Genomic DNA, 25,295 nt, shown 5'->3' with positions numbered 1-25,295 from the left:
CGCTGTTGAACCTATTTGTCTGGACCAAAGCCGAAACTGGCCAGTTCATCCGCTTCCAGGTAGCGCCACTGCCCTTCGTCCAGATCGCCCAACACAACTGAACCCACGCTCAGGCGGTGCAAATCCATCACCCGGTTACCCGCCGCAGCCACCATGCGCTTCACCTGATGATATTTGCCCTGGGTGATGGTCATGCGGATGGTGATTTCATCGACCACCTCGACCTGGTCTGCCGCAATCTTTTCGTTGTCGTCCTTGAGAAACACCCCGGCCAGCAGATGCCGTACCAGATCGTCCAGCACCGGATGCTTGAGGGTTACTTCATAGCACTTGGGCACATGGCGCTTGGGCGAGCTCAGGGCATGCACAAACTGGCCGTCATTGGTCAGCAGCAGCAGGCCGGTCGTGTCGACGTCCAGTCGTCCGACTGCTGATATGCCCAGATTGCCAAACTGCCAGGGCAGCAAGGTATACACACTGGGATGGTGCATGGGCTTGTGCGAGGTTTCATAGCCATCCGGCTTGTGCAGCAGGAGATAAATGGCGCCATCCTGCAATGGCCACGGTTCGCCATCGACCACCAGTTCTTCGATGTCGGCGGGCAAGTATTCCTGGCGGTAGTCCTCGGCCACTTCGCCATTGATTTCCACCAAACCGTATTCCACCAGCTTGCGGCATTCCTTGCGGCTGCCGAAGCCCTGCTGTTGCAATAATCTGTAGAGTTCCATGGCGAAATGTTAGCACGCCCCCCGCCCGCCGGCATGGCTACCGCCCGGCCATGACCCGGTCCGCAGGCTTGCCTATGATGGAACAGTCGCCATCCCACCCACCTGCGGGGACAGCCCTGATGACTTATCCACGCCTCGCCCTGCGCGGCCTTGCCACCATTCGCCATGTACGATTCCGGCTACTGCACGCGCTGAGCACCAGCACGCTGCTGTTTGTTCCGGCCATGCTGTTTGCCCTCAGCGATCAACCCGCCAGCTGGATTTTTCCGTTCACGCTGAGCGCGGCCTATTCGATGATGATCGTACTGCTGGCCAAGCGCCTGAGTCTGTACTCCCTCGCAGGCTTGCCGGTCATGCAATGGCTGGGTCAGGCCTGTATCGGCAAGGACTGGCTGATGTTGCCGGTGCTGGCGGGCATGCTGCTGATCATGGCCACGGTCTCGCGACGCGGCTTGCACAAGGGCATGCAGTTCTGGGTATTCAGCCTGCTGCTGGCCAATATGATGCCCGCGTCCACACTGCCCGCCGGGAAACATGCGTTGCTGGCGTTTTGCGGGGCGGCTTACGGCCTGTTGTTGGGTCGATACGGTCTGGCGGACTGGCACCGGGTATTACCAGGTGCCGCGCGCGATGATGTCCGGCGCTATGCCTGGCACTTGCTGTTGTGCGGATGTCTGGCCTGGCTGGCCGGGGGAAGATGGCATCTGCCCCATACCTGGTGGCTGCCGGTGCTGGTGGTCGGCATTATCGATCCCTCGCCACAGCGCATGTTATGGCTGGTGAAGGAGCGGGTATACGGCACCTTGCTGGGTGGCGTGCTGGCGGCACTGCTGGCCTGGTGGCAGCCGCCACCGGCCATCCACATGCTGATCATGTGTCTGGTTCTCACCACGGCGCTGATGCTGATGCAACGCAGCTTCCGCGGTTTTATTGCCGGGCTGACCCTGCTGGTGCTTTCCGTCATGCCGGTGGCACAGGTGCAGCATGGCGTGGTGGAGCGGGTGGCCGATACCCTGCTGGTGGGTGTGTTGCTGGGCAGCCTGGCCTGGTGGCTGGAAATGGGCGTCAAACAACAGCTGCTTCAAAACAGGGCGGGCTGACTGGAGCCTGCCAGACACACCCGGTCGCGGCCTTGTGCCTTGGCCTGGTACAGCGCGGCATCCGCAGCCTGTATCAGGCTGGCCGGGTCTTCTCCATGTAGCGGGCAAACCGACAGGCCGATGGACAGGGTAATGTGCAAACGCTGGCCCAGCGCCTGGATGGGCAATTGCCGTACGTCGGCACATAGTTGTTCCGCTTTTTCACTGGCCACGTCCAGCGCCATTCCCGGCATCAGGACGCAGAACTCCTCGCCACCATAACGGCATACCACGTCGCCACTGCGGAAGCGGTCACGCAGGAAGGCGCCCAGTGCCGCCAATACCGCATCACCGCAGGGGTGGCCGTGATTGTCATTGATGCGCTTGAAATGATCGGCATCCACCATCATCACCGCCACCGTGCCATTGAGTGCCAGCATGTGCGCCAGCAGACGCGGCAGGATTTCATCCAGATAACGGCGGTTGAACAGGCCGGTCAGCGGGTCGCGCCGCACCTGCTCGCGCAGGCCGACGTGCATGGATTCGATTTCCGCCACATGCTGGCGCAAGGCGTCGTTTGCCTCGTGCAGGCTGTGTTCCAGCCGCTTGCGCTCGCTGATGTCGTTGATACCGCTGATGACATACAGCGATTGGTCGCTATGTACCAGCGAACAGGAAATCAGTGCCCAGAACTGACGGCCATGCGCGTCATGCAAGCGGACTTCATGATCGCGCACCGCACCCTCGCCATGCAGCAGCCGCGACACCTGCTTGCGAGCCTCCTGATCGATATAGAAATCCTGCACCCGGCGGCCCGTGTCATTGAGCTGGCACTGGAACAGGCTTTCCGCCTGCGCATTGGCATAAATCAGCGTGCCGCCGTCCAGATGACTCATCACCAGCGGGAAGGGGGATGCATCTGCCATCAGCTTCAGCCGGGCTTCGCTTTGAGCCAGTTGCCGGGTGCGCTCCGCCACCTTGGCTTCCAGCGTCTGGTTGGAACGGCGCAGCCAGTCTTCGGCATGACGCCGCTCAGCCACCAGTGCACCAAACACCAGCAAACCCAGCGACTGCACCAGTAGCAACATGCCGGCAGTGGCAATGCCACTGAGCCCGGGGTCCTGATATGCCGCGCCGTTATGCAGCAGCACACCGACAAAGGCCAGCACCACCACCGCTGCGTGCAGGCAATAAGCCAGCGCCAGACGACAGCGAAACGCCACCCACATCAAGGCAATCAGAAACAATGGCCACAGCGATGCCGCCACCCCGTGGCGGAAATCAGCCCAGATGAACTCTACCAGTGCCAGGCTCAGGGTGCTGAGGCTGAGCAAGGCGGTTTCCAGCCAGCCGGCAGGATTGAGCTGCTGTTTGCGGTAAGACGCATGGCTGAGAAACAGCAAGGCAGGCGTCAGCGTCAGGATGCCATTGACCTCGCCCAGCCAGCGGGAAAACAGCCACGGCCAGGGTGACCCGGCAGAAGGCAGCAAGGAGGGGGTGACAAGCAGATAAGCCGGCAGGTTGGCCAGCAGGGTGTTGGCCAGCACACCGCACCACAGGAACAGCAGTACACCACTCAAGCGGTGAAATGGCGGCTCCTGCCCGCTGTGCACGCGCAGGAACTGCCCGGCCAACAAGGCGGCCACGGTTTGCCCTGCAGCCATGCCCACCGCGAGCACCATATGCTGCGGCAACAACCATGCCTGGCCCAGACAGAGGCCCAGTAGCAAGCCGGGCCAGCAAGACCAGCCGCGCAACATGACCTGCGCCAGACAGAAACCGGCCGGCAGCCACAAGGGCGGGGCCAGCCTGCCAAAGTCCACCGAGTACGGCAAACAGACCGACAACCATGTCAGCAGCCACAGTGACAGGGCCTGCCACAGGGCTTGTTTCGCCCGTGTCAGCCAGGGCTGTGCAGATTTGCCAGATGAGAACACGGTTTCTCCCATGCCGCGGCAAAAGACGAAACCTTATCCGTCGTTTGTAGTGCGGTATGGGCAGCAAGAATAGCCAAGACATCGGGATAAATCCACGCTTTCCTGCGAGCCCAAGCCCTTGTGTGGTAACGAATTGACACTGGAGGCGTTACAGCCCGGAACAGTCCGGGCCTTGCGCCGGAAAATGACGGCATGCCACCGCTAAAGGCTGATTTCCACCCGGTTCCGGCCAAGTTTCTTGGCAGCGTAAAGTGCCTCGTCTGCACGGTGCAAAATGTCATCCAGCGCCTTGTCCTTCGCGCCGAGCATGGCCAGGCCCACGCTGAGCGTGACACAGGCCTCCGCAGGCAAGCTGGCGGCCCGGCATGCGGCATCCAGCATGGCCTGTACCCGGTGTATCACCTGCAAGGCTTCCTGTTGACTGGTTTCAGGTAACAGCAGGCCAAACTCCTCGCCACCCAGCCTGCCGGCAACATCACTTTCACGTATTCCCTGACTCAGGACCCGGCCCACCACGCGAAGCAAGCTGTCACCCATCTGGTGACCAAAGCGGTCGTTCACCTGCTTGAAGTGATCCAGGTCCAGCATCACCACACTGAGCGGCGTTGCCTGACGCTGCGCCAGGTGCAGGTATTTGTTACCCAGTTCGGCAAACATCCGGCGATTGGGCAGGCCGGTGAGCTCGTCGGTGACCGCCAGCAGATACAGTGCATCCTGCACGCTGTGCCAGTGCGTGACATCCCGTTCGATGGCGACAAAGTGGCTGACCAGCCCGTTATCGTCATGCAGCGGCATGATGCTCATTTCAACCCAGTAGCTGCGCCCGGACTTGTGATAATTGAGCAGTTGCATGCGTAGCGGACGCCCCAGCTCCAGCCCCGCACGGATATCGTGCAGCATCGCCGGATCGGTTTGCGGCCCTTGCAGGAAGCGTGGATTGCGGCCCAGGATTTCTGACTTTTCGTAGCCGCACAGTTGGCAAAATGCCTGATTGACGTAGACGATTTTCGGCCCGGGAGCACGGTGTGGAGCTGCTTCGGTCACCATGATGGCATCGCTGGCATGTTCGACGATAAGGCGGAAATCCCTGAGCTTGAGCACCATCTGGACACTCCTGGACATGTGCGTGAGTCCTGACGCTTAGGAATAGAAACCCGACCGGCTTAAAGCAAGCCATCCTGTCACTTGGGACATGTTTATTGTTAAGCGCTATCTTGCTGATTCACATGGCAATTATTTATATTATGTCCATAATATAAATATCATCCGGCTAAAGAATTCAGCATGCGCTACGACAAACAGCACAAGACCGCCATCCGCCAGCGCATTCTGGACATGGCAACACTACGCTTCCGTTCCGAAGGCATTGCCGCGGTTGGCATCGCCAACCTGATGGCGGATCTGGGCCTGACCCATGGCGGCTTTTACTGGCATTTCAAGGACAAGGAAGACCTGGTGGCGCAAGCCTGCCAGCAGGCCATGCAATCTGTCGATCAGCAATGGCAGCAACAGATGCAGCTGGCAACACCTGGCAGCAAACGCCTGTCGGTGGCACAGCATTATCTGAGCATCCAGCATCGGGACTTCCCGGACACCGGCTGCGTGGCTGCGGCACTGGCCGGGGAACTCAGTCGGCATACACCGGCCACGCGTCAGGCCTTCACCGCCAGCCTGCAACGACAGCTGGCCACCCTGGCAAGCGCCGCCGGACAGGATGGTGATTCTGATGCCCCCCCCCTGACACCCTGCGCCCAGCTCAGCCTGATGGTGGGTGCCATGCTGCTGGCACGGGCGGTGACCGACCCGGCACTATCCGGCCAGTTGCTGGCGGAAGCCGAAGCGCTGATCGCCCATCATTCCGGCTCAGCAGCCGGTTGAGCACTGCGCAGGCAGGCTTGTCGGGTTTCCTGCACCAGACGTGCCAGTTCACCGCTGCGCTGTATGGCCAGCAAACCGCGGTTGAAACGGTCAATCAGCTCGGCACCATGCGGATGCTTCTTCCAGATCACCACATGCAGCGGTGCCAGCCAGAAGGGCTGGGAATGCTGCAGTTTTGCCGTCTCGGCGCGGGAGAAGTGACGACCGAGCAGAAACAGGCCGACTTCTTCTTCAATGGGAAACAGGTCGATACGCCGCGCCAGCAGCTTGCGGAAGTTGCTCAGGTCGTCGGCGGCACCGTCGGTATGCAACACCCCCTGACGTACCAGCCGGTCGAATTCATCCGAGTAATAGTTGCCAATGGTGATGCCGATACGCATCCCGGACAGCTCGGCCAGCTGTTTCCAGCTCACCACATGGCTGCGCTGCTGGAAAAACACCATGCGCGCGGAAAGAACCGGTTTGGTATACAGCAGGTCCTGCAGACGGTCCGGACTGGGCGCCCAACCCAGGCTGCCATCCACCATGCCGTTGCGGGCCGATTGCAGACTGCGGTTATTGGGCATGAAGCGGTAACGCACCGTCACGCCGCTGCGGGCAAAGGCAGCACTCACGACGCGGGACAAAATGCCGTTATTAGGCAGATTGGCACCGATGTAAGGCGGCCAGTCATCTGCACTGAGCACAATGGCCATCTGCCCCGATGGCAAGGGGGCTGAACGCTGGGCATACACCGGCCCCGGCAGGCCGCACAAGACGGCAGCGCACGGGACCAGCCAGACCAGCCGTCTGGCCATCCACCACCAAGGTGCTGCACATGCTGCAATCATGTCCTGCTCCGAATCAGGAGTGCCTGACAACCGGCCACCTTGTGCCGGGCTTCCCCGCGTCAGCCGGGATATGCCTTTGTTTATGATGGAAAAATGGCCCGGCGACCAATCCAAGAGGATACGAGTCCGGGCCATGGACAGCAAGCATGGGCAGCGTGCAGCAGGTGCCGCTGCCATGTCCTGTCAGTTTAGCGCTTGCCCGGCGAGAGCAAGGCCGAAACCTGGCGTGCAGGCTGGCTGCGACGTTGCTGCGTCTGGCCACCGGCAGGCTTGGCGGCTTGTGTCTGACGCGAGCCTTGCGGCTGAGCCGCTGCCGGCTTGTTGCGCGGTGTGTTGCCCGTCGGGCTGCGATGGCCATGGCCGGTAGGCTTGGCTTGCTGCTCATGGCGCGGCTTGCCGCCACCCTGGCCCTGACGTGCGCCCTGACCCTGACGGCCACCGCCACCCTGGCCGCGGCCACGACCGCTATTGCCACCCATGGGGATGGGTTCCGGCTTCACGTTCAGGTCGGCTTCAAAGCCGGGTACAGTAAAGCGGGCGATGGATTGCTTGGTCAGCTTTTCGATGTCACGCAGGAAATTGAATTCATCGACGCACACCAGCGATACCGCTTCGCCCGGACTGCCGGCTCGGCCGGTACGGCCGATACGGTGTACATAGTCTTCCGGCACATTGGGCAGTTCGAAGTTGACCACGTGCGGCAGCTGATCGATATCCAGGCCGCGGGCGGCGATATCAGTGGCCACCAGCACTTGCAGGGTGGAGTTCTTGAAGTCGGCCAAGGCGCGGGTACGGGCATTCTGGCTCTTGTTGCCGTGAATGGCTGCGGCCGGAATGCCGATCTTGTCCAGCTTTTCCGCCAGACGGTTGGCACCGTGCTTGGTGCGGGTGAACACCAGCACCTGATACCAGTTGTGATCGCGGATCAGCTTGATCAGCAGATCGGTCTTCTTGTCGCGGTCCACCAGATGCACGCGCTGGTCCACCAGCTCGTTGGTGGTGTTGCGGCGCGCCACTTCCACCAGCTTGGGTTGATCCAGCAGCTTGTCGGCCAGTGCCTTGATCTCGTCGGAGAAGGTGGCCGAAAACAGCAGGTTCTGCCGCTTGGCCGGCAGCAGGGCCAGCACCTTGCGGATGTCGTGGATGAAGCCCATGTCCAGCATGCGGTCGGCCTCGTCCAGCACCAGGATTTCCACGGCCGACAGATCCAGCGTGCGCTGGCTGACATGGTCGAGCAGGCGGCCCGGCGTGGCCACCAGAATGTCCACCGGCTTGCGCAAGGCGGCAATCTGCGGGTTGATGCCGACACCACCAAACATCACCATGGATTTGAGCGGCAGGTATTTGCCGTATTCGCGGACCGACTCTTCCACCTGGGCGGCCAGTTCACGCGTGGGGGTCAGCACCAGCGCGCGCGGTTTGCCCGCCTGGCGCGACGGTTTGCCCATCAGCAATTGCAGCAAAGGCAGGGTGAAACCGGCGGTCTTGCCGGTACCGGTTTGCGCGGCGGCCAGCAAATCGCCACCCTTGAGTACCTGCGGAATGGCTTGCGCCTGGATGGGGGTGGGCACGGTGTAACCGGTATCGGCCACGGCACGCAACAAATCCTGGGCCAGGCCAAGGTCAGCAAAGCTTAAATCGGACATACAACACTCCTGCGACTGCCTGATCGCAGTAAGCGACACCAATCTAGGCTGACGGTAAACAATTGAATTGAATGCGGGTGGCCGCGGGATGAGGCCTGCATTGTGCGCCGATTGGCAAGACGCGAAAGCGGGCGAGTTTACAGACAATTGCCCATGCTGGGAAATCATCCTGCGGAATGATGCAGCAGGACGGGGCTGCACGTGGCACAATACTGCATGCTCAAATTCCGTCCCGTACCCACTGCAATCTGCTTGCTGCTGCTTGCACCCGGCCTGGCGCATGCCCTGAACGGTGCACATTCGCTTGGTACCGGACAGGACCGTAGCGGAGGCCGTGGCAACACCAGCAGCACACGCACGCCACCCGCCGCGGTGACGCCGCCGATTGCCACCATTGCGGCCACCGAATTTGATTGCAACAAGCCGGCCAACCCCATGGAAACCATGCTGTGCCAGGATGAAGGCATGATCCGGCTGGGCAACCGGCTGGACAAGGTCTACACCCAGGCCATGGACAAGGCCCGCCAGATGCCGGCAGGTGGGCTGAGCGTCAGCAAGCTGCAACAGGAGCAGCGCCACTGGGCGCACAACCTGAAAGACTGCATGAAGAACGACAACCCCCATATGTGCCTGGGGGATACCTACATCCTGCGCATTACCGAACTACAGGCCGCCTGGGAACTGGCGCCCTCGCTGACCCCGCTGCATTATCTGTGCGGCGGTGGCGGCAACAACGACGTGCTGGCCACCTTTTACCGTACCAAACCCGCCACCGCGCGGCTGGTACGTGGCAAGAGCCAGGCCATCCTGCACCAGCAGGAACTGGTCACCGGCGGTGCCCGCTATGCCGGTCAGAATGTCGAATTCACCATCCGCGGCAAGGAAGCCAGCATCAACTGGAAAGGCGAAAGCCTGCTGTGCATCAGCCAGCCTGAACAATAAGTCCATACTCTTGCACCGGCCGGCAGCCGCACCGGGCCGTGTGCAGCCAACATTGCAACCCGGATATCACTCATGGCCCTTACCGCCACCATTTACAAAGCCGGTCTGTCGATTTCCGACATGGACCGCGGCTATTACGCCAGCCATAACCTGACCCTGGCACAACACCCGTCCGAAACCGTGGAGCGCCTGATGGTGCGCCTGGTGGCCTTTGTGCTCAATGCCAGCGAAACCCTCAGCTTTACCCGTGGCCTGAGTGCCGACGACGAGGCCGAACTGTGGCAGAAGAATTACAGCGATGAAATCGAACTGTGGATAGAACTGGGCGAACCGGATGAAAAGCGGCTGAAGAAGGCCTGCAGCCGCGCCGACAAGGTCGTGTTGTACACCTATGGCGGCCGCTCCAGCGAGGTATGGTGGCCGCAAATCGAAAACAAGCTGGCCAAGCTGGACAAGCTCAGCGTCTACCGCATCAGTACCGCCACCCAGACCGAGCTGGCCGAGCTATGCCAGCGCGGCATGCAACTGACTGCCACCGTGCAGGACGGCCAACTATGGCTGGCTGATGAAAGCCGCAATGTGCTGGTGGAAGTGGAAGCCCTGAAAGTGCCCCACTAAACCATTCAATCCATCAAGGCCGCGGCATGGCGGCAGCCAGCTGGCGTGCCGCCTCGTCACCACTTTCCAGCGCCTGGATCACCCCTTGCCGGTCTTGCGGCAGCCGGTTCTGGCTCAGCTTGGCCTTGACCTCCCAACGCGCCACCCGCAAACGGAAACCCATAATGCCGCGCTGCATGGCGGCCATCGCCGCTGGCGGCATGGCATCGGTACTCCAGCCATCCGGGCCTTCAAAATGACGCGCCAGCTGGCTTAACAGTTCACCCAGCTGCGCGCCGTCCACCGGTTCTGCCCGGCCATGGGCATGTGCCACCCGGTAATTCCAGGTAGGCACCATGCCATCGGACACATACCACCGCGGTGACACATAGCCATGCGCACCGGCAAACACCGCCACGCTGTCTTGTGCAAACAGCACCCCGGCATGCGGATTGGCCCGCGCCAGATGGCCCAGCAGGCAATCAGGATGTTGCGGATCGGGCAACAGCACCACATGGCTGATCCACGGTTCGTCTGCCGCCGGGGTAATCAGGGTGGCCAGCGGATTATCCGCCATCACGCGCGCGGCATACCCAGCTTCGGCACGAAAAGCAGACGGGCAATACAGGCTCATCGCAATACTCCATCAACACGATTGATCAAGAACCAATCCGGTTCACCACCCGGTGTCGCTACTGGCGCATGGCAATGGCCAGCCGGTTCAGCGCATTCATGCTGGCGATGGCCATGGTCAGGTCGCAGATTTCCTGGGCGTTGAAGTGTTCCAGCAACGGGGTATACGCCGCGTCATCCGCCTGTGTGCCGGCAATCAGCGTCACCGACTCGGCCCAGGCCAGCGCAGCCCTCTCCCGCGCACTGAAGTGCGGACTCAGTCGCCAGCCGGCCAGCGTGTCCAGCCGCGCCGCAGTTTCGCCGCCGCTGCGCAGCGCCCGGCTGTGCATGTCGAGGCAGAATGCACAGCCATTGATCTGCGAGACCCGCAGGTAAACCAGCTCCACCAGATTACGCCCCAGCGGGCTTTCAGCCAGCTGTTGCTTGATGGCACGCAAATGCTGCAAGGCAGGGGCAGACAGCTCGACATAGGGCAGGCGCAAATTTGACATATTGGTGACTCCTCAACGGGACCGGCTCATTATCCGGGCAATGAGCGGCTCCATCACAGAGCCAATCATGCTTATCTGAAAGGAACCAATCTGCCGGCATCGCACGGCGGTTTCAGTGCGGCCATGCCTGCCACAACATCCAGCCGGCCATGCCCAGCAACAACAGGCCACAGCCACGGTCCAGCCATTGCCTGCCACGCGGCCCCACGCGCCGCAATACGCTGCCCAGACCAAACGCCAGCACACACCACCACAATGCCGAGCCGGCCACCACACCCAGCACCATCACCCATGCCTCTGCCGCCCCGGGCCGGGCATGGCCGGACAAGCTGGAAAAAACCGCCACGAAGGACAAGATGGTCATCGGGTTGCCCAGCGTCAGCGCCAGGGTGGAGGCATAAGCCCGTAGCAGACTGGCCGCCACACTGCCGCCGGTGTCTGCCTCCGGCCGGACAGAACGCCCAAGCATGCCCACTGCCATCCAGGCCAGAAACAGGCTGCCCGCCAGCGACAGCGGCAGGGCAAGTGCCGTCAGCTGGCTGATCAACACCGTCATCCCCATCGCCCCCAGCGTGGCGTAAATACCATCCGCTGTGGCGGCCCCAAGTCCGGTGGCCAGTCCCATCCACGCTCCTTGCTGCAAGGTACGCTCAATACATAGCAGGCCGATGGGGCCTACCGGTGCGGCAATGGCCACCCCCACCAGCACGGCCTGGACAAACAGTTCTGCAAGCAACATGGTATTTCCTCCGCTTGATACTGATAGTCTGCCCGGCCACATCCGTCCTGCACATGCTGTTTTTCAGGCTAAATACCAATCAGAGCTGATAAATTAAGGCAATTTCCCTTGATGGCAGCAAAAGAGGCACAGTATGGAAATAGACAGCAAGTCATGGAAGATTCTGGAGTGCCTGCAACAGGACGCACGACTGTCGCTCACCGAGCTGGCGCGGGCTGTGGAAATGTCAGTGCCGGCGGTATCCGAACGGGTGCGGCGGCTGGAAGAGTCCGGCGTGATTCAGGGCTATCATGCGCGGCTGGCACCGCAAAAGGCCGGTTATACCTTGTCGGCCATGGTGGGCATCACCGTGCCGCAGCCCTACAAGAAGAAACTGCTGGATTTGCTGGGCAGCATGCCGGAAGTGATGGAATGTCATCACGTCACCGGTGCCGATTCCTACCTGTTCCGACTGCTGGCGCGCGATGTGGCGCATCTGGAAGCGCTGGTGGCACGGGTGAACCATCTGGGCGAAACCCGCACCTCCATCATCCTGTCCACCCCCATCAGCCAGCAAGCCTTGCGTCAACCACGTTAATTTGTATGTAAGCCGAACCTTAATGTCATCTGCCTGTCGTAAAATCCCAAGATCCACACCCCTCTGACACGCTCCATGACTTCGCTGACCTTGCGCCCTGCCACTTTCGACGACGCCGCACTGATTGCCCGGCTGCATACCGAAAGCTGGCAAAACAGCTATCGCAAAATCCTGTCCGACGACTATCTGGACCATGTCGCCCCGACGGAACGGCACACCATGTGGACCCGCCGCTTTCATTACGACAATCACCTGTGGGTACAACTGGCCTTGTGGGATGGTGAGCCGGTAGGTTTTGTCTGCCTGCTGCCCGATGGCGAAACCGAGCGCGGCCTGTTGCTGGACAATCTGCATGTGCTGCCCGGTCAGCAAGGCCGTGGCGTGGGACGCACCCTGTTACTGGCTGCCGCCGCCGAGGCGCATCGCCTGCAAGCCGGCACCCCCATGCACTTGTGGGTGTACGAAGCCAATAGCGATGCCCGCCGCTTCTACAACCGCATGGGTGGGGAAATGGTAGACCGCGAAAGTGTGCTGGCTCCGGATGGCAGCAAGGCCGTTGCGCTGTGCTACCGCTGGAAGCAGCCGGCACTGCTGGCCGGCAGCGGCAGCGTGGCAGCCTGATCCGCCGCAGCCGCCAGCGCTTTGCTACACTGGCGGCATGTCTGCCCTCAAATATCTGCTGCATTACCCGCCCGCCCTGCTTGCCCAGGTTCAGGCCCGTCTGGATGACGGCAGCCTCGGCCAGTGGCTGGCTGCCCGTTACCCCGCCAGCCATCAGGTACAAAGCGATAATGCGCTGTACCAGTATGTCAGCGCGCTCAAGCAGCGCTACCTGAAGAATGCCCCGGCGCCCACCAAGGTGCTGTTCGACAACCAGCAGCATCCGGTCAAGGGCACGCTGGGCACCAATACCCAGATTTCCCGCATACAAGGTGGCAAGCTCAAGGCCAAGCATGAAATCCGCATTGCCAGCCTGTTCCGCGACGCGCCAGAGCCGTTTTTGCGCATGATCGTGGTGCACGAACTGGCCCACCTGCGCGAAAAGAACCACGACAAGGCCTTCTACCAGCTGTGTTGCCATATGGAACCGGACTACCACCAGCTGGAGTTCGACACCCGGCTATGGCTCACCCTGCGCGAACTGCCGCAGGGCTGAGCATGCCGCAAGGCGGCTCAGGCCTCCACCTGCGCCAACTGGCGCGTAAGGAAGCCGGCAATGTGCCGGTAAGTGCGGGCGCACTCATCTGCGACCAGCTGCTCCATGTTCAGGAAGGCATGGATCAGATCATCAAAATGCAGGTGCTCGCACACCACGCCCGCAGCCTGCAACTTGTCCAGATAGCGTAGTGCTTCGTCGCGCAGCGGGTCGAAGCCGGCGGATACCACCAGGGTGGCGGGCATGCGCGGCGTCACGGTCATGTGCAGCGGGGACGCTGCCAGCCGGTCCTCGCCACGCTGGAAATAATTGTCGAAATACCAGGCAATGCGATCGCTGTTGAGGAAATAGCCTTCGCCATTCTCGGTAATCGACGGCAGGCTCATGCTGTAGTCCAGACTGGGGTAAATCAGTATCTGGGCGGCAATCTGCAAGGCGGTATCGTGCTGCGAACGCGCACTGACGGTGGCAGCCAGCGCCGCCCCGGCCGAGTCGCCCGCCAGGGCCAGTTGCCGCACAAAGGGCAGGCCACGGGCATCCAGTGCGGCAAACACGCCACGCGCAGCGGCATAAGCATCGTGCAATGCCGCCGGATAAGGGTTCTCCGGTGCCAGCCGGTATTCCGGCACCACCACCACGCAACCGGTAGCGGCTGCCAGCCTGCGGCTGATGGGGTCATACACGCTGACACTGCCCGCGGTATGACCGCCGCCGTGCAAGAACAACAAGACCGGGCGCGCCTCGTCCGGTGCCGGATGATAAATGCGCACCGGCACGCTGTAATCGCGGCCATGAACGATTTCATCATTCACCCAGGCAATATCCGGGCCGGGGCTCACTAGCGTACGGGTGACATTGGCCAGGGCCTCGCGGGCACCAATGGCGGTAGGTTTGTAGCCGCTGTCCTGCAAACGGCGAATAAGCTGGTTCAATTGCGACAACCAGTCAGTCAGCTTTGGGCTGACAGCATGCATGGCACTTCTCCTGAGTCGGGTGCTGAGTCGGTCTGATAGCGCATCAGGCCGACATTAATATACCAAAGTCATGAATGATGCCAGCATGCGCGGCACGCGTCAGGGTGCCAGTTGGTCGCGCTGTGCCAGTTGTGGAAACCAGCGCATCCACAGCACCACCACCAGCAAGGTCCCCACACCACCCAGCACCACGGCCGGAACCGCACCCAGCCAGGCCGCCGTCACACCGGATTCGAATTCACCAAGCTGGTTTGAGGCACCAATGAACAGGGAGTTCACCGAATTGACGCGGCCACGCATGTCATCCGGTGTTTCCAGCTGCACCAGCGTGCCGCGGATCACCACGCTGATGACATCGGCCGAACCCAGCAGCATCAGCGCCAGCAAGGACAGCGGGAAGCTGCTGGACAGGCCGAACAGGATGGTGGCGAAGCCAAACACCGCCACCGCCGCAAACATGATGTGACCGGAGCGCCGCCTGATGGGGTGGCGCATCAGCCAGGCTGACATCAGCAAGGCCCCGGCCGCCGGTGCCGAGCGCAACAGGCCCAGACCCCAGGGGCCGGTCAGCAGGATGTCGCGGGCAAAAATGGGCAACAGTGCCGTGGCCCCGCCCAGCAGCACGGCAAACAGGTCCAGCGATATTGCCCCCAGGATATCCGGGCGACTGCGGATGAAACGCACCCCCATCAACAGGGAGTCCAGCGACACGCGCTGGCCGGTAGGCAACACCCGGCTGGAAGGCAGCAGGCTGACCAGCAGCAGGCAAGCGAGGAAGCTGGCGGCAGACAGCCCATAAGTCAGTTCCGCCCCCAGCGCATACAGAAAACCGCCCAGTGCGGGGGCGATGATAGTGGCGGCCTCATTGGCCGAGGCTGCCATGGCAATGGCCTGCCCCAGCAGACGCGGTGGCACGATATTGGGTAACAAGGACTGCATGGCCGGCATGTCGAAGGCGCGGCAGCAGCCCACCACCACCGACAGGGCAAAGATCAGCCCGCGACTGACCTGCCAGCCTGCGCCCAGATTACCCAGCAGCAGCACGCTTGCCGCCACCGCCTGAATGGCCAGACTGACAGCTACCACCCGACGCCGGTCGAAACGGTCGGACACCGCGCCGGTCACCAGCACCAACAGCACCCGTGGCAAAAACTGCAGCAGGCCCACCAGGCCCAGATCCAGCGCACTGCCGGTCAGGGCATACACCTGCCAGCCAATGGCGACGGTAAGAATTTGAAAACCGGCCGTCAGCAATACACGGGCCAACCAGAAATGCCAGAAAGGGCGGCAATGCCGCAAGGATGCAGACGCGTCGTTCATGGAAGCAGTAAAGACGGCCGGAATGGCCATGACAAAGAACTCAAGCCTACCGGCTAAACGTCTGTAACTCTAGCCTTACACCCCGCGCTTAACACTTGCTGACACAATCCTCCGGCACGGCATGCGGCCTACCTCAGGCAAACAGCCGCGCCAGCCAGCCGGCCTGACGCACCGGCGGCAAACAGGCGGATGCCTCCTGCACCAGCTCGGCCACCAGTTCGTGGTCCACCACCGGCCGTTGCACCTGCAAGGGGTCCTGCTCTCCGGTGGGGGCAAGTGCCAACCCCTGACCTTGCCGATGCAGGCGATAGCCGCCACCACAGGAGGGACAATTCACGGTGGCCCCATCCTGCATGCGCCGCGGGATGGCGATGATGGGACCGCAGGCCTGGCATTGCTGCAATGGAATGCCTGCTTCACTGTGACCGACGATGTGCTCCAGCTTGCCGGCTTCGCCCAGCGCGATGAAGTGCTCGCCGCAAGTGCGGTCGAACTGGCTGCCCAGATTTTCGCGAATGATGTCCAGCGCCCGCGCAATCGGCATGCCTGCCCGGTAGGGACGGTGGCTGGTCATGGCGTCAAAGGCATCGGTAATGCCGACAATGCGCGCCACCATGGGAATGGCCTCGCCCTTGAGGCCTGCCGGATAGCCTCGGCCATCCGGGGTTTCGTGATGCATCAGCACCGCTTCCATGGCCAGGGCGGCCAGCGGATGCTCACGCAGCAAATCTGCCCCCTGCTGCGGATGGGTCTTGATCACCGCATACTCGTCGTCAGTCAGACGGTCGCGCTTGTTGAGAATGGCATCGGGTACGCCGATTTTCCCGAGATCATGCAGAAAACCGCCCAGCATGATACGCAGTACCTCGCCGCGCGACAGCCCCATTTCCTGCGCCAGCAGGCCGGAGAAACGCGACACCCGCCATAAATGGCCACCGGTATAGGCATCACGGGTTTCCACCATCATGGCCATGGTGTAGAGGGTTTTGAGTAATTCCTGCGCTGCCTGCATGCTCTGCTCCGCAAAATGGCCACACACTGGCCGTGATCTGGCTGTCTGTCATGGGTCGAGCCAGCCAATGAATTCTTACAGCTTAGTGCTAATTTTGAGGCATGCCCCCCGAGGGCTTACAATTGCCCTCATTCCAGAAAGAAAGCCCCTCATGTCCCACACCCTGAGCACCCTGCTGCAAGCCGCCGCCGATCGCCGCAGCGAGCTTGTCAGCCGCCTGCTGGCAGAAGATACCAATAGCTACCGCCTGTTTCATGGCAGTGTGGAAGGGGTATCCGGCCTGACCATAGACCGCTATGGCGATTTGCTGCTGGTGCAGAGCTTCCACCAGTCGCTGAGCGACGAAGAGCTGGACGAAATCCACCAGTTTTACGCCGTCAGCCTGCCTGAACTGCAACTGGTCTACAACGACCGCAGCAATGCCAACTCGCGCATCAGCAATACCCTGAGCCTGGCGGAACAGGCCGTGGCCGAAGAAAACCGCGTGGCACACGAGTTGGGCATCCGTTATCACATCCGCGCCCGCCACAGCGGCCAGGACCCGTGGCTGTTCCTCGACCTGCGCGTCGGTCGCCGCCGCGTGATGCAGCTGGCCGAAGGCAAGAGCGTGCTCAATCTGTTTGCCTACACCTGCGGTGTGGGCCTGGCCGCCGCCAAAGGTGGTGCCAGCTTCGTGATGAATGTGGATTTTGCCGAATCCAGCCTGGCCGTAGGCCGTGCCAATGCCAAGCTCAACAGCCTGACCACCCGTCCGCGCTGCGTGCAAAGCGATGCCTTTGCCGCCCTGCGCCAGCTGTCCGGCATCGGCCAGCCCAAGATGGTACGCGGCAAGAAAATGCCGCCCTTCCCCACGCTGGAAGCGCGCCAGTTCGATGTGGTCTTCCTCGACCCGCCGCGCTACGCCAAGAGCCCCTTCGGCGTGGTGGACCTGATCAACGACTACCAGGCCCTGTTCAAGCCTGCGCTGTTGTGCACCGCGCCGGGCGGGGTGCTGATCTGCTGCAATAACGTTGCCCAGGTGGATGGTGCCGCCTGGCTGGAAGCGCTCAAGCGCAGTGCAGAAAAAGCCGGCCGTCCGATTCAGGCGGTAGAGTGGATCACCCCGGAAGAAGACTTCCCCAGCCTGGATGGCCAGCATCCGCTCAAGATCGTGCAGCTACACGTTTGATCGCCTGACCAGGCACAACGCCTTGCCCACCCGGCAAGGCGTTTTTGTTTGTCCCGCACCCTTGCCACGCCTGCAGGCAACCATGCCATAAACATATTACTTCCTGCCGATCTGGCTGCCCGGCTGACCCGCCCCGCCATCTGCCATGCAAAAAAAGCATTGCTGATTGCTTCGCTTCAAGCTAAGGTCATACACCCATACAACCTCAACGGACCTCATGTCCGGACAAGGACGATCTTTATGTTTTCCTGGTTTGAAAAACGGGTGGAAGTCTACCCGGATACCCCTCCCGTACAGCCTCCCAAGGGCTTCTTTCCTTTTGTCTGGTCCGCCACCAGTGGCATGCGCCCCTACATCCTGTGCATGACCCTGCTGACAGCGACCATTGGTGCCTTTGAAGCACTGTTGTTTTCCATGCTGGGCTCGGTGGTGGACTGGCTAAGCCATGTGGCGCCCTCCCGCCTGTGGACGCAGGAGCGCGAGCATTTGCTGCTGCTGGGCGGTATTTTGCTGGCCAGTCCGGTACTGATCGCGCTGCAGGCCATGTTCAAATACCAAAGCCTGTTCGGCAATTTCCCCATGCGGCTGCGCTGGCAGTTCCACCGCCATCTGCTGGGGCAAAGCATGAGCTTTTATCAGGACGAATTTGCCGGGCGGGTGGCCGCCAAGGTAATGCAGACTGCACTGGCGGTACGCGATACCGTGCTGATCATCACCGACATCCTGGTATTCGTGGTGATCTACTTCATCACCATGGTGGCCGTGGTGGGCAGTTTCGATCGCGTCCTACTGCTGCCCTTTGTCGGCTGGCTGCTGCTGTATGTCGCCACCCTGGCCTTTTTTGTGCCACGGCTGGGCAAGGCGTCCACGCGCCAGGCTGATGCCCGTTCCTTGATGACCGGCCGGGTGACCGATGCCTACACCAATATCGCCACGGTGAAGCTGTTTTCCCAGGGCCAGCGTGAGGCCGCCTTCACCAAGAGCGCCATGCAGGAATTCATGCAGACGGCCTATGGCCAGATGCGGCTGGTCAGTGGCTTTGAAATCGTCAACCACATCCTGAGCATGGGGCTGATTGCCAGCACCGCCGGTGCCACCCTGTGGCTGTGGACCCAGGGCGAAGTCGGCATTGGTGCGGTGGCAGCCGCCACCGCCATGGCCTTGCGCCTGAATGGCGTATCGCACTGGATCATGTGGGAAATGTCCAGCCTGTTCGAGAACATCGGCACCGTGCATGACGGCATCAGCACCCTGTCGCGCCCGGTGGCCATTGTGGACCGCCCGGATGCCCGCGCCTTGCAGGTGAACCGCGGCGAAGTACGCTTCGAGCAGGTGCGGTTTTCCTATGGTGGCGAGCGCACCATCGTGGACGGGCTGAACCTGACCATCCGCCCGGGTGAAAAAATCGGTCTGGTCGGGCGCAGCGGCGCGGGCAAGTCCACCATCGTCAACCTGATGTTGCGTTTTTACGATGTCGAGCATGGCCGCATCCTGATTGATGGCCAGGATATTGCCGCCGTCACCCAGGACAGCCTGCGGGCGCAAATCGGCATGGTGACGCAAGACACCTCGCTGCTGCACCGCTCGGTACGCGATAACCTGCTGTATGGCCGGCCGGATGCCAGCGACGCAGAAATGATCCATGCCGCGCGCCAGGCGGAAGCGCATGACTTCATCCAGTCACTGACCGACCCCAAGGGAAGGCGCGGCTACGATGCCCATGTCGGTGAGCGCGGCGTCAAGCTGTCCGGCGGCCAGCGCCAGCGCGTGGCCATTGCGCGGGTGATGCTGAAAGACGCGCCCATCCTGCTGCTGGACGAAGCCACCAGCGCGCTGGATTCGGAAGTGGAAGCCGCCATCCAGGGCAGCCTGTACCGGCTGATGGAAGGCAAGACGGTGATTGCCATTGCCCACCGCCTGTCCACCATTGCCGCCATGGACCGCCTGATCGTACTGGACCAGGGCCGGGTGGTGGAAGAAGGCGACCACGCCAGCCTGCTGGCCAAAGGCGGGCTGTATGCCCGGCTGTGGGCGCACCAGAGTGGCGGATTCCTGGGTGAGGATGCCGATGAGGATGTCCGCCCCGGCGAGCTTGACCCAGCCTGATGCCGCCTTGTGGCAGCAAACAAAAACCCGCCAACTGGCGGGTTTTTCGTTTCTTGCCTGTGTGGTGATCAGGCATCAGCCTTTTTCAGGATCACGTACAACTCGTCCTTGAGCTTGAGCTTTTCCTTCTTCAGCACTTCCACATCGAACTGGCTGCCCTTTTCAATGCCGGCCTCGATGTTCTTGATGGTCTGGTCCAATTCATTGTGCTTGTTGAACAAGCGGCTGAAGTGGTCGTCTTCGGTTTTCAGTTTGCTGATCAGTTCACGGAATTCTGGAAACATCGGCTTCTCCTGGTGGGTGTCCTGGGTGGCGTCATGCCACCTGATTACGATTTCATGCTAGACCCGGTGCCAGCCGGCTTTCTTGATCCAGAACAGATGCGCGGCAGACATCTGCATTGTGCCCGCCCATGCCGGCAACGCAAGTCGGCGCGGTGCGACTTCCTGCACCTATGTCCAGTCGACCACCTCTGTGCAAGCAGCCACGATGCTGCGATGCCCTTCACCAGCACCATTACCGTGTACCCATTCACAAGGAGATCCCATGCCTCACGACCAGGCAGACGGTGCCGATTTCCTGCATCAGTCCTTTCTTGAATTGCGTCCCATCGCGGTATACCTGCAAATGCTCGGCGTATTTGCCTGGCTGGCCTCACTGCTGTTCAGTCACCGCTACCGGCAGGTTGACAGCCTTAATTCCGTTCTGGTCTTGCTGATCATGCTGGCCGGCATCCTGTTCTCCTCGCTGGCCAGCCATCACCGCACCCTGCTGCTGGGCATGTTGCTGAACCTGGCGGGCCTGACCCTGGGGTTCCGCCTTAACATCATGACGGTGGCCGATCCTGCACCGTGGGCCATTTCCATCGCCGTGTGCATCACCCTCACCATGGCCCCGGTATTCCATCGCACACCAGCCTTCCTGCTGGCCAGCAGCGGGATCTGGCTGCTCATGCTGCAAAGCACGCAAGGAGATCAGCGACTGTGGGCACAGGACTCCTGGCTGGCCTTGCTGGTCTTCATCTGTACCACTTCCGGCCTGATGCTCAACATCCTGTTCCGCCGCCTGCGGCTGCGCGACTTCACCTTGCGCCGCGAACTGGAAACCCTGGCCTTTCAGGATGCCCTGACCGGCATCGACAACCGGCGCAGTCTGCTGGAGAAGTTGCAAGCCTGGTACCCGGCCCAGATGGGGCATTTCCTGATGGTGGATATTGATGACTTCAAAAGCGTCAATGACGATTTTGGTCACGATGTCGGCGACCAGGTATTGCAAGAGGTGGCCACCGTGCTGAGCCGGCATCCGGAGGTATCGCTATGCGGACGGCTGGGCGGGGAGGAGTTCGGCCTGTTCACCCGCCTGACCGACCATGGCCAGGTGCATGCATTGGCCTGCCAGCTCATCCAGCAGGTCAATCAATGCCGCATCCAGCAACGCCAGCTGTCCATCAGCATCGGCATCGTCAGCATGGACGGACGCATCGGGCTGAGTGCCGCGCTGCGGGAAGCCGACCGGGCCTTGTATCAGGCCAAGCGCCATGGCAAGAACCGTCATGTCTTTGCCATGACCGCCGAATACACCGTACCTCAGCTGGCAACACAAGCCAGGATGGAGGCAAAGAAAAAGCCGCCCCAAGGCGGCTTGTCGGTGACGCGTTCGGACTCTCAGGCGTCGTAACCCAGATTGGGTGCCAGATCCCGCTCGGCCTGCTCCAGCGTCACCCCGCGGCGCTGGGCATAGCTGGTAACCTGGTCCTTCTCCACCTTGCCCACACCAAAATAGCGTGATTCCGGATGGCTGAAGTAGAAGCCGGACACCGCTGCCGTGGGAAGCATGGCATAGCCTTCGGTCAGGGTCATGCCGATGCCCGGTGCGTCCAGCAAGGCGAACAGTTCCTTCTTCACCGTATGGTCCGGGCAGGCCGGATAGCCCGGTGCCGGGCGGATGCCGCGGTATTTCTCGTCGATCAAGGCTTCGTTGTCCAGTGCCTCGTCGGCGGCATAGCCCCAGAACTCGCGGCGCACACGCTGGTGCATCAGCTCGGCAAAGGCTTCGGCCAGACGGTCGGCCAGCGCCTTGAGCAGAATGGCGGAGTAGTCGTCATTGGCCTCTTCAAAGCGCTTCACATGCGGCTCGATGCCGATGCCGGCGGTAACGGCAAAAGCGCCAATGTAGTCTTCCACGCCGCTGTCGGCCGGGGCAATGTAATCGGCCAGTGCCCAGTTGGGCTTGCCGTCCGCCTTGGGCAGCTGCTGACGCAGGCCCACCCAGGTCATCTGGCTGGCGCTGCCGTCCACGCTGCGGATGTCGATATCGTCATCATTCACCGTAGCGGCTGGGAACAGGCCGATCACCGCATTGGCGCTGAGCCAGTTCTCGCTGATGATTTGCGAGAGCATGGTTTGTGCATCGGCATACAGGCTGCGGGCCGATTCGCCGACGATCTCGTCGTCCAGAATGCGCGGGAAGCGGCCAGCCAGCTCCCAGCTCTGGAAGAAGGGCGTCCAGTCGATGAAGGTGGCAATCTCGGCCAGCGGGTAGTTTTCGAAGCGGCGCACACCCAGCCACTGCGGCTTGGGCGGGGTGTAACTGGTCCAGTCGGTAGCCTGCTTGTTGGCACGCGCGGCCTCCAGGCTCACCACCTTGCGGCTGGCCTTGTTGGCATGGCCTTCGCGGGCACGCTGGTACTCGGCCGCCACTTCGGCCACAAAACCATCGCGCAGGGTATCGGACAGCAGGTTGGAGCACACGCCCACCGCACGGCTGGCATCCGGCACATACACCACCGGATGCTGGTAGTGCGGCGCAATCTTCACTGCGGTATGGACCTTGGAAGTAGTGGCACCACCAATCAGCAGCGGGATATCAAAGCCCTGTCGCTGCATTTCCTTGGCCACATGGCTCATTTCTTCCAGGCTGGGGGTAATCAGGCCGGACAGGCCGATGATGTCGGCCTTGTGTTCGCGCGCAGCGTCCAGAATGGTCTGGCACGGCACCATCACACCCAGGTCGATCACCTTGTAGTTGTTACAGCGCAGCACCACACCGACGATGTTCTTGCCGATGTCGTGCACATCGCCCTTCACCGTGGCCATGATGATGACGCCCTTGGCCGGGGCATCAGCCAGACCGAGGGCAATCTTTTCTTCCTCGATGAAGGGTTCCAGGTGCGCCACGGCGGCCTTCATCACGCGGGCGGATTTCACTACCTGCGGCAGGAACATCTTGCCAGCGCCAAACAGGTCGCCCACCACGTTCATGCCGTCCATCAGCGGGCCTTCGATCACGTGGATCGGGCGTGCGCTCTTGAGACGGACTTCTTCGGTATCTTCCACGATATAGGTGGTGATGCCCTTGACCAGCGCGTGTTCCAGCCGCTTTTCCACCGGCCACTCGCGCCAGGACAGGTCCTCGCCCTTTTTCTCGCCCGCCGCTTCACCCTTGAAACGTTCGGCCAGCGCAATCAGGTGCTCGGTGGCATCGCCGCCATCCTTGGGTGTGCGCATCAGCACCACGTCCTCGATGCGCTCGCGCAGCTCCGGGTCTACCTCGTCATACACTTCCAGCGCCCCGGCATTGACGATGCCCATGGTCATGCCGCGCTGGATGGCGTGGTAGAGGAACACGGCGTGAATCGCCTCGCGCACCTTGTTGTTGCCACGGAAGGAGAAGGACACGTTGGACACGCCGCCGGATACCTTGGCATGCGGCAGATTCTGGTGAATCCAGCCGGTGGCTTCGATGAAATCGAGGCCATAGCGGGCGTGTTCTTCGATACCTGTGGCCACGGCAAAGATATTGGGGTCGAAGATGATGTCTTCCGGCGGATAACCCACCTCGTCCACCAGGATGCGGTAGCTCTTTTCGCAGATTTCCACCTTGCGGGCGTAGGTGTCGGCCTGGCCTTTTTCGTCGAAGGCCATCACGATCACCGCCGCGCCGTAACGGCGCAGCAGGCGGGCTTGTTCCTTGAACTTGTCCACCCCTTCCTTCATGGAAATGGAGTTGACGATGCCCTTGCCCTGAATGCACTTGAGGCCGGCTTCGATCACTTCCCACTTGGAGGAGTCGATCATGATGGGCACGCGGGCGATGTCCGGCTCGGCGGCGATCAGCTTGAGGAAGCGGTCCATGGCTGCCAACGCATCCAGCATGCCCTCGTCCATGTTGATGTCGATGATCTGCGCGCCGTTTTCCACCTGCTGGCGTGCCACATCCAGCGCGGTGGCGTAGTCGCCGTTCAGGATCAGCTTGGCAAAGGCGCGGCTGCCGGTGACATTGGTACGCTCGCCCACGTTGACGAACAGGTCGTTGTCGCCAATGTTGAACGGCTCCAGCCCGGACAGGCGGCACTTGGCCTCGATCTCGGGCAAGGCACGCGGGGCAATGCCGTCCACCGCGGCGGCAATGGCGGCAATGTGCTCCGGCGTGGTGCCGCAACAGCCACCGACGATGTTGATCAGGCCGGATTCAGCCCATTCGCGCACGAACTCGCCCATGGCTGCCGGTTCCAGGTCGTAACCGCCAAAGGCATTGGGCAGGCCGGCATTGGCATGCACCGACACATAGGTAGCGGACACGCGCGACAGTTCTTCCACATAGGGACGCAGCAAGTCCGGCCCCAACGCACAGTTGAGGCCGAAGGACATGGCATCGGCGTGCGACAGGCTGTTGTAGAAGGCTTCGGTGGTCTGGCCGGTCAGGGTGCGGCCGGACTGGTCGGTAATGGTGCCGGACACCATGATGGGCAGACGGGCGATGTCCGGGTGATCGTCAAAATACTGATGGATGGCAAACACCGCCGCCTTGGCGTTCAGTGTGTCGAAAATGGTCTCCACCAGCAGGAAGTCCGCCCCGCCCGCCACCAGGCCGTCAATGGCCTCGGTATAGCTCGTTACCAGTTCGTCAAAGCTGACATTGCGATAGCCGGGGTCGTTCACATCCGGGCTGATGCTGGCGGTACGGTTGGTCGGCCCCAGCACGCCGGCACAGAAGCGCGGCTTGGCCGGGTTCTTTGCGGTTTGCGCAACACATAGCTCTTTAACCAGCTTGGCCGCGGCGTGGTTGATTTCCCACACCAGGCTTTCCATCCGGTAGTCGGCCATGGCAATCGACGTGGCATTGAAAGTGTTGGTTTCAATGATGTCGGCCCCGGCATCCAGATACGCCTGATGAATGCCGCCAATCACATCCGGCCGGGTCAGCACCAGCAGGTCGTTGTTGCCTTTTACGTCACAGGACCAGTCGGCAAACCGCTCGCCACGGTAATCCGCTTCTTGCAGCGCATGGCGCTGGATCATGGTGCCCATGCCTCCATCCAGGATCAGGATGCGCTGGGACAGCTGGGAAAATACCGGATGCGTGGGTTTTTTGGTCATGGCAAACAGGCTGTATGGTGAAGAACGATAGGTGGCACACTCATGGTGCGGCCGAACAGTTTACCATTGCACTTGGAACTGTCAGACAACTAACTAAGAAGAAG

23 protein-coding genes are annotated in these 25,295 nt (G+C 61.4%); 10 read left to right on the top strand and 13 right to left on the bottom strand.

Annotated elements, in window-relative coordinates; genetic code table 11:
- Positions 1-11: 11 nt before the first annotated feature.
- Positions 12-728, bottom strand: a complete 717-nt coding sequence (locus DKK66_RS08225; protein ID WP_131357050.1) for a pseudouridine synthase — start codon at positions 726-728, stop codon at positions 12-14.
- A gap of 119 nt (positions 729-847) precedes the next feature.
- Here DKK66_RS08225 and DKK66_RS08220 point away from each other — a divergent pair, with 119 nt between their 5' ends.
- The gene (locus tag DKK66_RS08220; RefSeq protein ID WP_165494128.1) at positions 848-1,828 is read left to right on the top strand and encodes an FUSC family protein; all 981 of its coding nucleotides are present in this window, start codon (positions 848-850) and stop codon (positions 1,826-1,828) included.
- On the opposite strand, the gene DKK66_RS08215 is transcribed toward DKK66_RS08220, so the two are convergent.
- The gene (locus tag DKK66_RS08215; RefSeq protein ID WP_165494127.1) at positions 1,810-3,744 is read right to left on the bottom strand and encodes a sensor domain-containing diguanylate cyclase; all 1,935 of its coding nucleotides are present in this window, start codon (positions 3,742-3,744) and stop codon (positions 1,810-1,812) included. The two genes, DKK66_RS08220 and DKK66_RS08215, sit on opposite strands and share 19 nt — an antisense overlap.
- A gap of 201 nt (positions 3,745-3,945) precedes the next feature.
- The gene (locus DKK66_RS08210; RefSeq protein ID WP_131357041.1) at positions 3,946-4,866 is read right to left on the bottom strand and encodes a sensor domain-containing diguanylate cyclase; all 921 of its coding nucleotides are present in this window, start codon (positions 4,864-4,866) and stop codon (positions 3,946-3,948) included.
- A 162-nt stretch (positions 4,867-5,028) separates the two neighbouring features.
- Here DKK66_RS08210 and DKK66_RS08205 point away from each other — a divergent pair, with 162 nt between their 5' ends.
- Entirely contained in the window at positions 5,029-5,622 is a 594-nt protein-coding gene (locus DKK66_RS08205; RefSeq protein WP_131357038.1) for a TetR/AcrR family transcriptional regulator, read from the top strand.
- Here DKK66_RS08205 and DKK66_RS08200 read toward each other — a convergent pair.
- The gene (locus DKK66_RS08200) at positions 5,598-6,452 is read right to left on the bottom strand and encodes an ABC transporter substrate-binding protein (protein WP_207389863.1); all 855 of its coding nucleotides are present in this window, start codon (positions 6,450-6,452) and stop codon (positions 5,598-5,600) included. The genes DKK66_RS08205 and DKK66_RS08200 overlap by 25 nt on opposite strands.
- A 188-nt stretch (positions 6,453-6,640) precedes the next feature.
- The gene (locus DKK66_RS08195; RefSeq protein ID WP_131357035.1) at positions 6,641-8,098 is read right to left on the bottom strand and encodes a DEAD/DEAH box helicase; all 1,458 of its coding nucleotides are present in this window, start codon (positions 8,096-8,098) and stop codon (positions 6,641-6,643) included.
- A 252-nt stretch (positions 8,099-8,350) separates the two neighbouring features.
- On the opposite strand from DKK66_RS08195, the gene DKK66_RS08190 reads away from it, so the two are divergent.
- Together DKK66_RS08190 and DKK66_RS08185 are read left to right on the top strand one after the other, a co-directional pair.
- On the top strand, positions 8,351-9,040 hold the full coding sequence (locus DKK66_RS08190; RefSeq protein WP_165494126.1) for an MliC family protein: 690 nt from the start codon (positions 8,351-8,353) through the stop codon (positions 9,038-9,040).
- A gap of 72 nt (positions 9,041-9,112) precedes the next feature.
- Entirely contained in the window at positions 9,113-9,658 is a 546-nt protein-coding gene (locus DKK66_RS08185) for a YaeQ family protein (protein WP_131357029.1), read from the top strand.
- Between the two features lie 13 nt (positions 9,659-9,671).
- Here the strand turns inward: DKK66_RS08185 and DKK66_RS08180 are convergent, their stop codons facing one another.
- From DKK66_RS08180 to DKK66_RS08170, 3 genes are all read right to left on the bottom strand, one after another.
- Positions 9,672-10,271, bottom strand: a complete 600-nt coding sequence (locus tag DKK66_RS08180) for an FMN-binding negative transcriptional regulator (RefSeq protein ID WP_131357026.1) — start codon at positions 10,269-10,271, stop codon at positions 9,672-9,674.
- Positions 10,272-10,329: 58 nt separating this feature from the next.
- Positions 10,330-10,761, bottom strand: coding sequence for a carboxymuconolactone decarboxylase family protein (locus tag DKK66_RS08175; RefSeq protein WP_131357023.1), 432 nt, complete (start codon positions 10,759-10,761; stop codon positions 10,330-10,332).
- A gap of 112 nt (positions 10,762-10,873) precedes the next feature.
- Positions 10,874-11,500: a LysE/ArgO family amino acid transporter gene (locus DKK66_RS08170; protein WP_131357019.1), complete on the bottom strand. Its 627-nt coding sequence runs from the start codon at positions 11,498-11,500 to the stop codon at positions 10,874-10,876.
- Positions 11,501-11,633: 133 nt separating this feature from the next.
- Here DKK66_RS08170 and DKK66_RS08165 point away from each other — a divergent pair, with 133 nt between their 5' ends.
- From DKK66_RS08165 to DKK66_RS08155, 3 genes are all read left to right on the top strand, one after another.
- A complete protein-coding gene (locus tag DKK66_RS08165) occupies positions 11,634-12,077 on the top strand; it encodes an Lrp/AsnC family transcriptional regulator (protein WP_045846325.1) in 444 nt (147 codons plus the stop codon).
- Positions 12,078-12,152: 75 nt separating this feature from the next.
- Positions 12,153-12,698 carry a GNAT family N-acetyltransferase gene (locus DKK66_RS08160; RefSeq protein WP_131357016.1) on the top strand — a complete coding sequence of 182 codons (546 nt, stop codon included), beginning with the start codon at positions 12,153-12,155 and terminating at the stop codon, positions 12,696-12,698.
- Between the two features lie 37 nt (positions 12,699-12,735).
- Positions 12,736-13,233, top strand: coding sequence for a M48 family metallopeptidase (locus DKK66_RS08155; RefSeq protein WP_045846323.1), 498 nt, complete (start codon positions 12,736-12,738; stop codon positions 13,231-13,233).
- 17 nt (positions 13,234-13,250) lie between these two features.
- Here DKK66_RS08155 and DKK66_RS08150 read toward each other — a convergent pair whose 3' ends face one another.
- The 3 genes from DKK66_RS08150 to DKK66_RS08140 all read right to left on the bottom strand — a co-directional run bounded on the left by DKK66_RS08150 (position 13,251) and on the right by DKK66_RS08140 (position 16,539).
- Complete coding sequence (locus tag DKK66_RS08150; protein WP_131357013.1) at positions 13,251-14,207, bottom strand: alpha/beta hydrolase; 957 nt, start codon at positions 14,205-14,207, stop codon at positions 13,251-13,253.
- Between the two features lie 99 nt (positions 14,208-14,306).
- A complete protein-coding gene (locus DKK66_RS08145; RefSeq protein ID WP_233161032.1) occupies positions 14,307-15,557 on the bottom strand; it encodes an MFS transporter in 1,251 nt (416 codons plus the stop codon).
- A gap of 103 nt (positions 15,558-15,660) precedes the next feature.
- Positions 15,661-16,539, bottom strand: a complete 879-nt coding sequence (locus DKK66_RS08140; protein ID WP_131357010.1) for an HD domain-containing phosphohydrolase — start codon at positions 16,537-16,539, stop codon at positions 15,661-15,663.
- Between the two features lie 151 nt (positions 16,540-16,690).
- On the opposite strand from DKK66_RS08140, the gene DKK66_RS08135 reads away from it, so the two are divergent.
- Positions 16,691-17,707: a class I SAM-dependent rRNA methyltransferase gene (locus DKK66_RS08135; protein WP_131357007.1), complete on the top strand. Its 1,017-nt coding sequence runs from the start codon at positions 16,691-16,693 to the stop codon at positions 17,705-17,707.
- Positions 17,708-17,947: 240 nt separating this feature from the next.
- Positions 17,948-19,813, top strand: coding sequence for an ABC transporter ATP-binding protein (locus tag DKK66_RS08130; protein ID WP_131357004.1), 1,866 nt, complete (start codon positions 17,948-17,950; stop codon positions 19,811-19,813).
- A gap of 68 nt (positions 19,814-19,881) precedes the next feature.
- On the opposite strand, the gene DKK66_RS08125 is transcribed toward DKK66_RS08130, so the two are convergent.
- Positions 19,882-20,097 (bottom strand): YdcH family protein, encoded by a 216-nt coding sequence (locus tag DKK66_RS08125; RefSeq protein ID WP_045846319.1) that lies wholly within the window; start codon positions 20,095-20,097, stop codon positions 19,882-19,884.
- Positions 20,098-20,359: 262 nt separating this feature from the next.
- Here DKK66_RS08125 and DKK66_RS08120 point away from each other — a divergent pair, with 262 nt between their 5' ends.
- A complete protein-coding gene (locus DKK66_RS08120; RefSeq protein WP_165494125.1) occupies positions 20,360-21,490 on the top strand; it encodes a diguanylate cyclase in 1,131 nt (376 codons plus the stop codon).
- On the opposite strand, the gene metH is transcribed toward DKK66_RS08120, so the two are convergent.
- Positions 21,478-25,191 (bottom strand): methionine synthase, encoded by a 3,714-nt coding sequence (gene metH / locus DKK66_RS08115; RefSeq protein WP_131356998.1) that lies wholly within the window; start codon positions 25,189-25,191, stop codon positions 21,478-21,480. The two genes, DKK66_RS08120 and metH, sit on opposite strands and share 13 nt — an antisense overlap.
- Between the last annotated feature and the right edge of the window lie 104 nt (positions 25,192-25,295).

The sequence above is a fragment of the Aquitalea sp. USM4 genome, from assembly GCF_004328945.1.
GTDB classification, from domain to species: Bacteria; Pseudomonadota; Gammaproteobacteria; order Burkholderiales; family Chromobacteriaceae; genus Aquitalea; species Aquitalea pelogenes.
Note: the sequence above shows the minus strand (reverse complement) of the source record. Positions and strands in the feature narration are given on the sequence as shown.

Excerpts from the sequence above, each read along its gene's own strand:
- DKK66_RS08225 (WP_131357050.1), bottom strand. The coding sequence starts at position 728 with ATGGAACTCTACAGATTATTGCAACAGCAGGGCTTCGGCAGCCGCAAG.
- DKK66_RS08220 (WP_165494128.1), top strand. The coding sequence starts at position 848 with ATGACTTATCCACGCCTCGCCCTGCGCGGCCTTGCCACCATTCGCCAT.
- DKK66_RS08210 (WP_131357041.1), bottom strand. The coding sequence starts at position 4,866 with ATGTCCAGGAGTGTCCAGATGGTGCTCAAGCTCAGGGATTTCCGCCTT.
- DKK66_RS08205 (WP_131357038.1), top strand. The coding sequence starts at position 5,029 with ATGCGCTACGACAAACAGCACAAGACCGCCATCCGCCAGCGCATTCTG.
- DKK66_RS08200 (WP_207389863.1), bottom strand. The coding sequence starts at position 6,452 with ATGATTGCAGCATGTGCAGCACCTTGGTGGTGGATGGCCAGACGGCTG.
- DKK66_RS08195 (WP_131357035.1), bottom strand. The coding sequence starts at position 8,098 with ATGTCCGATTTAAGCTTTGCTGACCTTGGCCTGGCCCAGGATTTGTTG.
- DKK66_RS08185 (WP_131357029.1), top strand. The coding sequence starts at position 9,113 with ATGGCCCTTACCGCCACCATTTACAAAGCCGGTCTGTCGATTTCCGAC.
- DKK66_RS08180 (WP_131357026.1), bottom strand. The coding sequence starts at position 10,271 with ATGAGCCTGTATTGCCCGTCTGCTTTTCGTGCCGAAGCTGGGTATGCC.
- DKK66_RS08175 (WP_131357023.1), bottom strand. The coding sequence starts at position 10,761 with ATGTCAAATTTGCGCCTGCCCTATGTCGAGCTGTCTGCCCCTGCCTTG.
- DKK66_RS08170 (WP_131357019.1), bottom strand. The coding sequence starts at position 11,500 with ATGTTGCTTGCAGAACTGTTTGTCCAGGCCGTGCTGGTGGGGGTGGCC.
- DKK66_RS08165 (WP_045846325.1), top strand. The coding sequence starts at position 11,634 with ATGGAAATAGACAGCAAGTCATGGAAGATTCTGGAGTGCCTGCAACAG.
- DKK66_RS08160 (WP_131357016.1), top strand. The coding sequence starts at position 12,153 with ATGACTTCGCTGACCTTGCGCCCTGCCACTTTCGACGACGCCGCACTG.
- DKK66_RS08155 (WP_045846323.1), top strand. The coding sequence starts at position 12,736 with ATGTCTGCCCTCAAATATCTGCTGCATTACCCGCCCGCCCTGCTTGCC.
- DKK66_RS08150 (WP_131357013.1), bottom strand. The coding sequence starts at position 14,207 with ATGCATGCTGTCAGCCCAAAGCTGACTGACTGGTTGTCGCAATTGAAC.
- DKK66_RS08145 (WP_233161032.1), bottom strand. The coding sequence starts at position 15,557 with ATGGCCATTCCGGCCGTCTTTACTGCTTCCATGAACGACGCGTCTGCA.
- DKK66_RS08140 (WP_131357010.1), bottom strand. The coding sequence starts at position 16,539 with ATGCAGGCAGCGCAGGAATTACTCAAAACCCTCTACACCATGGCCATG.
- DKK66_RS08135 (WP_131357007.1), top strand. The coding sequence starts at position 16,691 with ATGTCCCACACCCTGAGCACCCTGCTGCAAGCCGCCGCCGATCGCCGC.
- DKK66_RS08130 (WP_131357004.1), top strand. The coding sequence starts at position 17,948 with ATGTTTTCCTGGTTTGAAAAACGGGTGGAAGTCTACCCGGATACCCCT.
- DKK66_RS08125 (WP_045846319.1), bottom strand. The coding sequence starts at position 20,097 with ATGTTTCCAGAATTCCGTGAACTGATCAGCAAACTGAAAACCGAAGAC.
- DKK66_RS08120 (WP_165494125.1), top strand. The coding sequence starts at position 20,360 with ATGCCTCACGACCAGGCAGACGGTGCCGATTTCCTGCATCAGTCCTTT.
- metH (WP_131356998.1), bottom strand. The coding sequence starts at position 25,191 with ATGACCAAAAAACCCACGCATCCGGTATTTTCCCAGCTGTCCCAGCGC.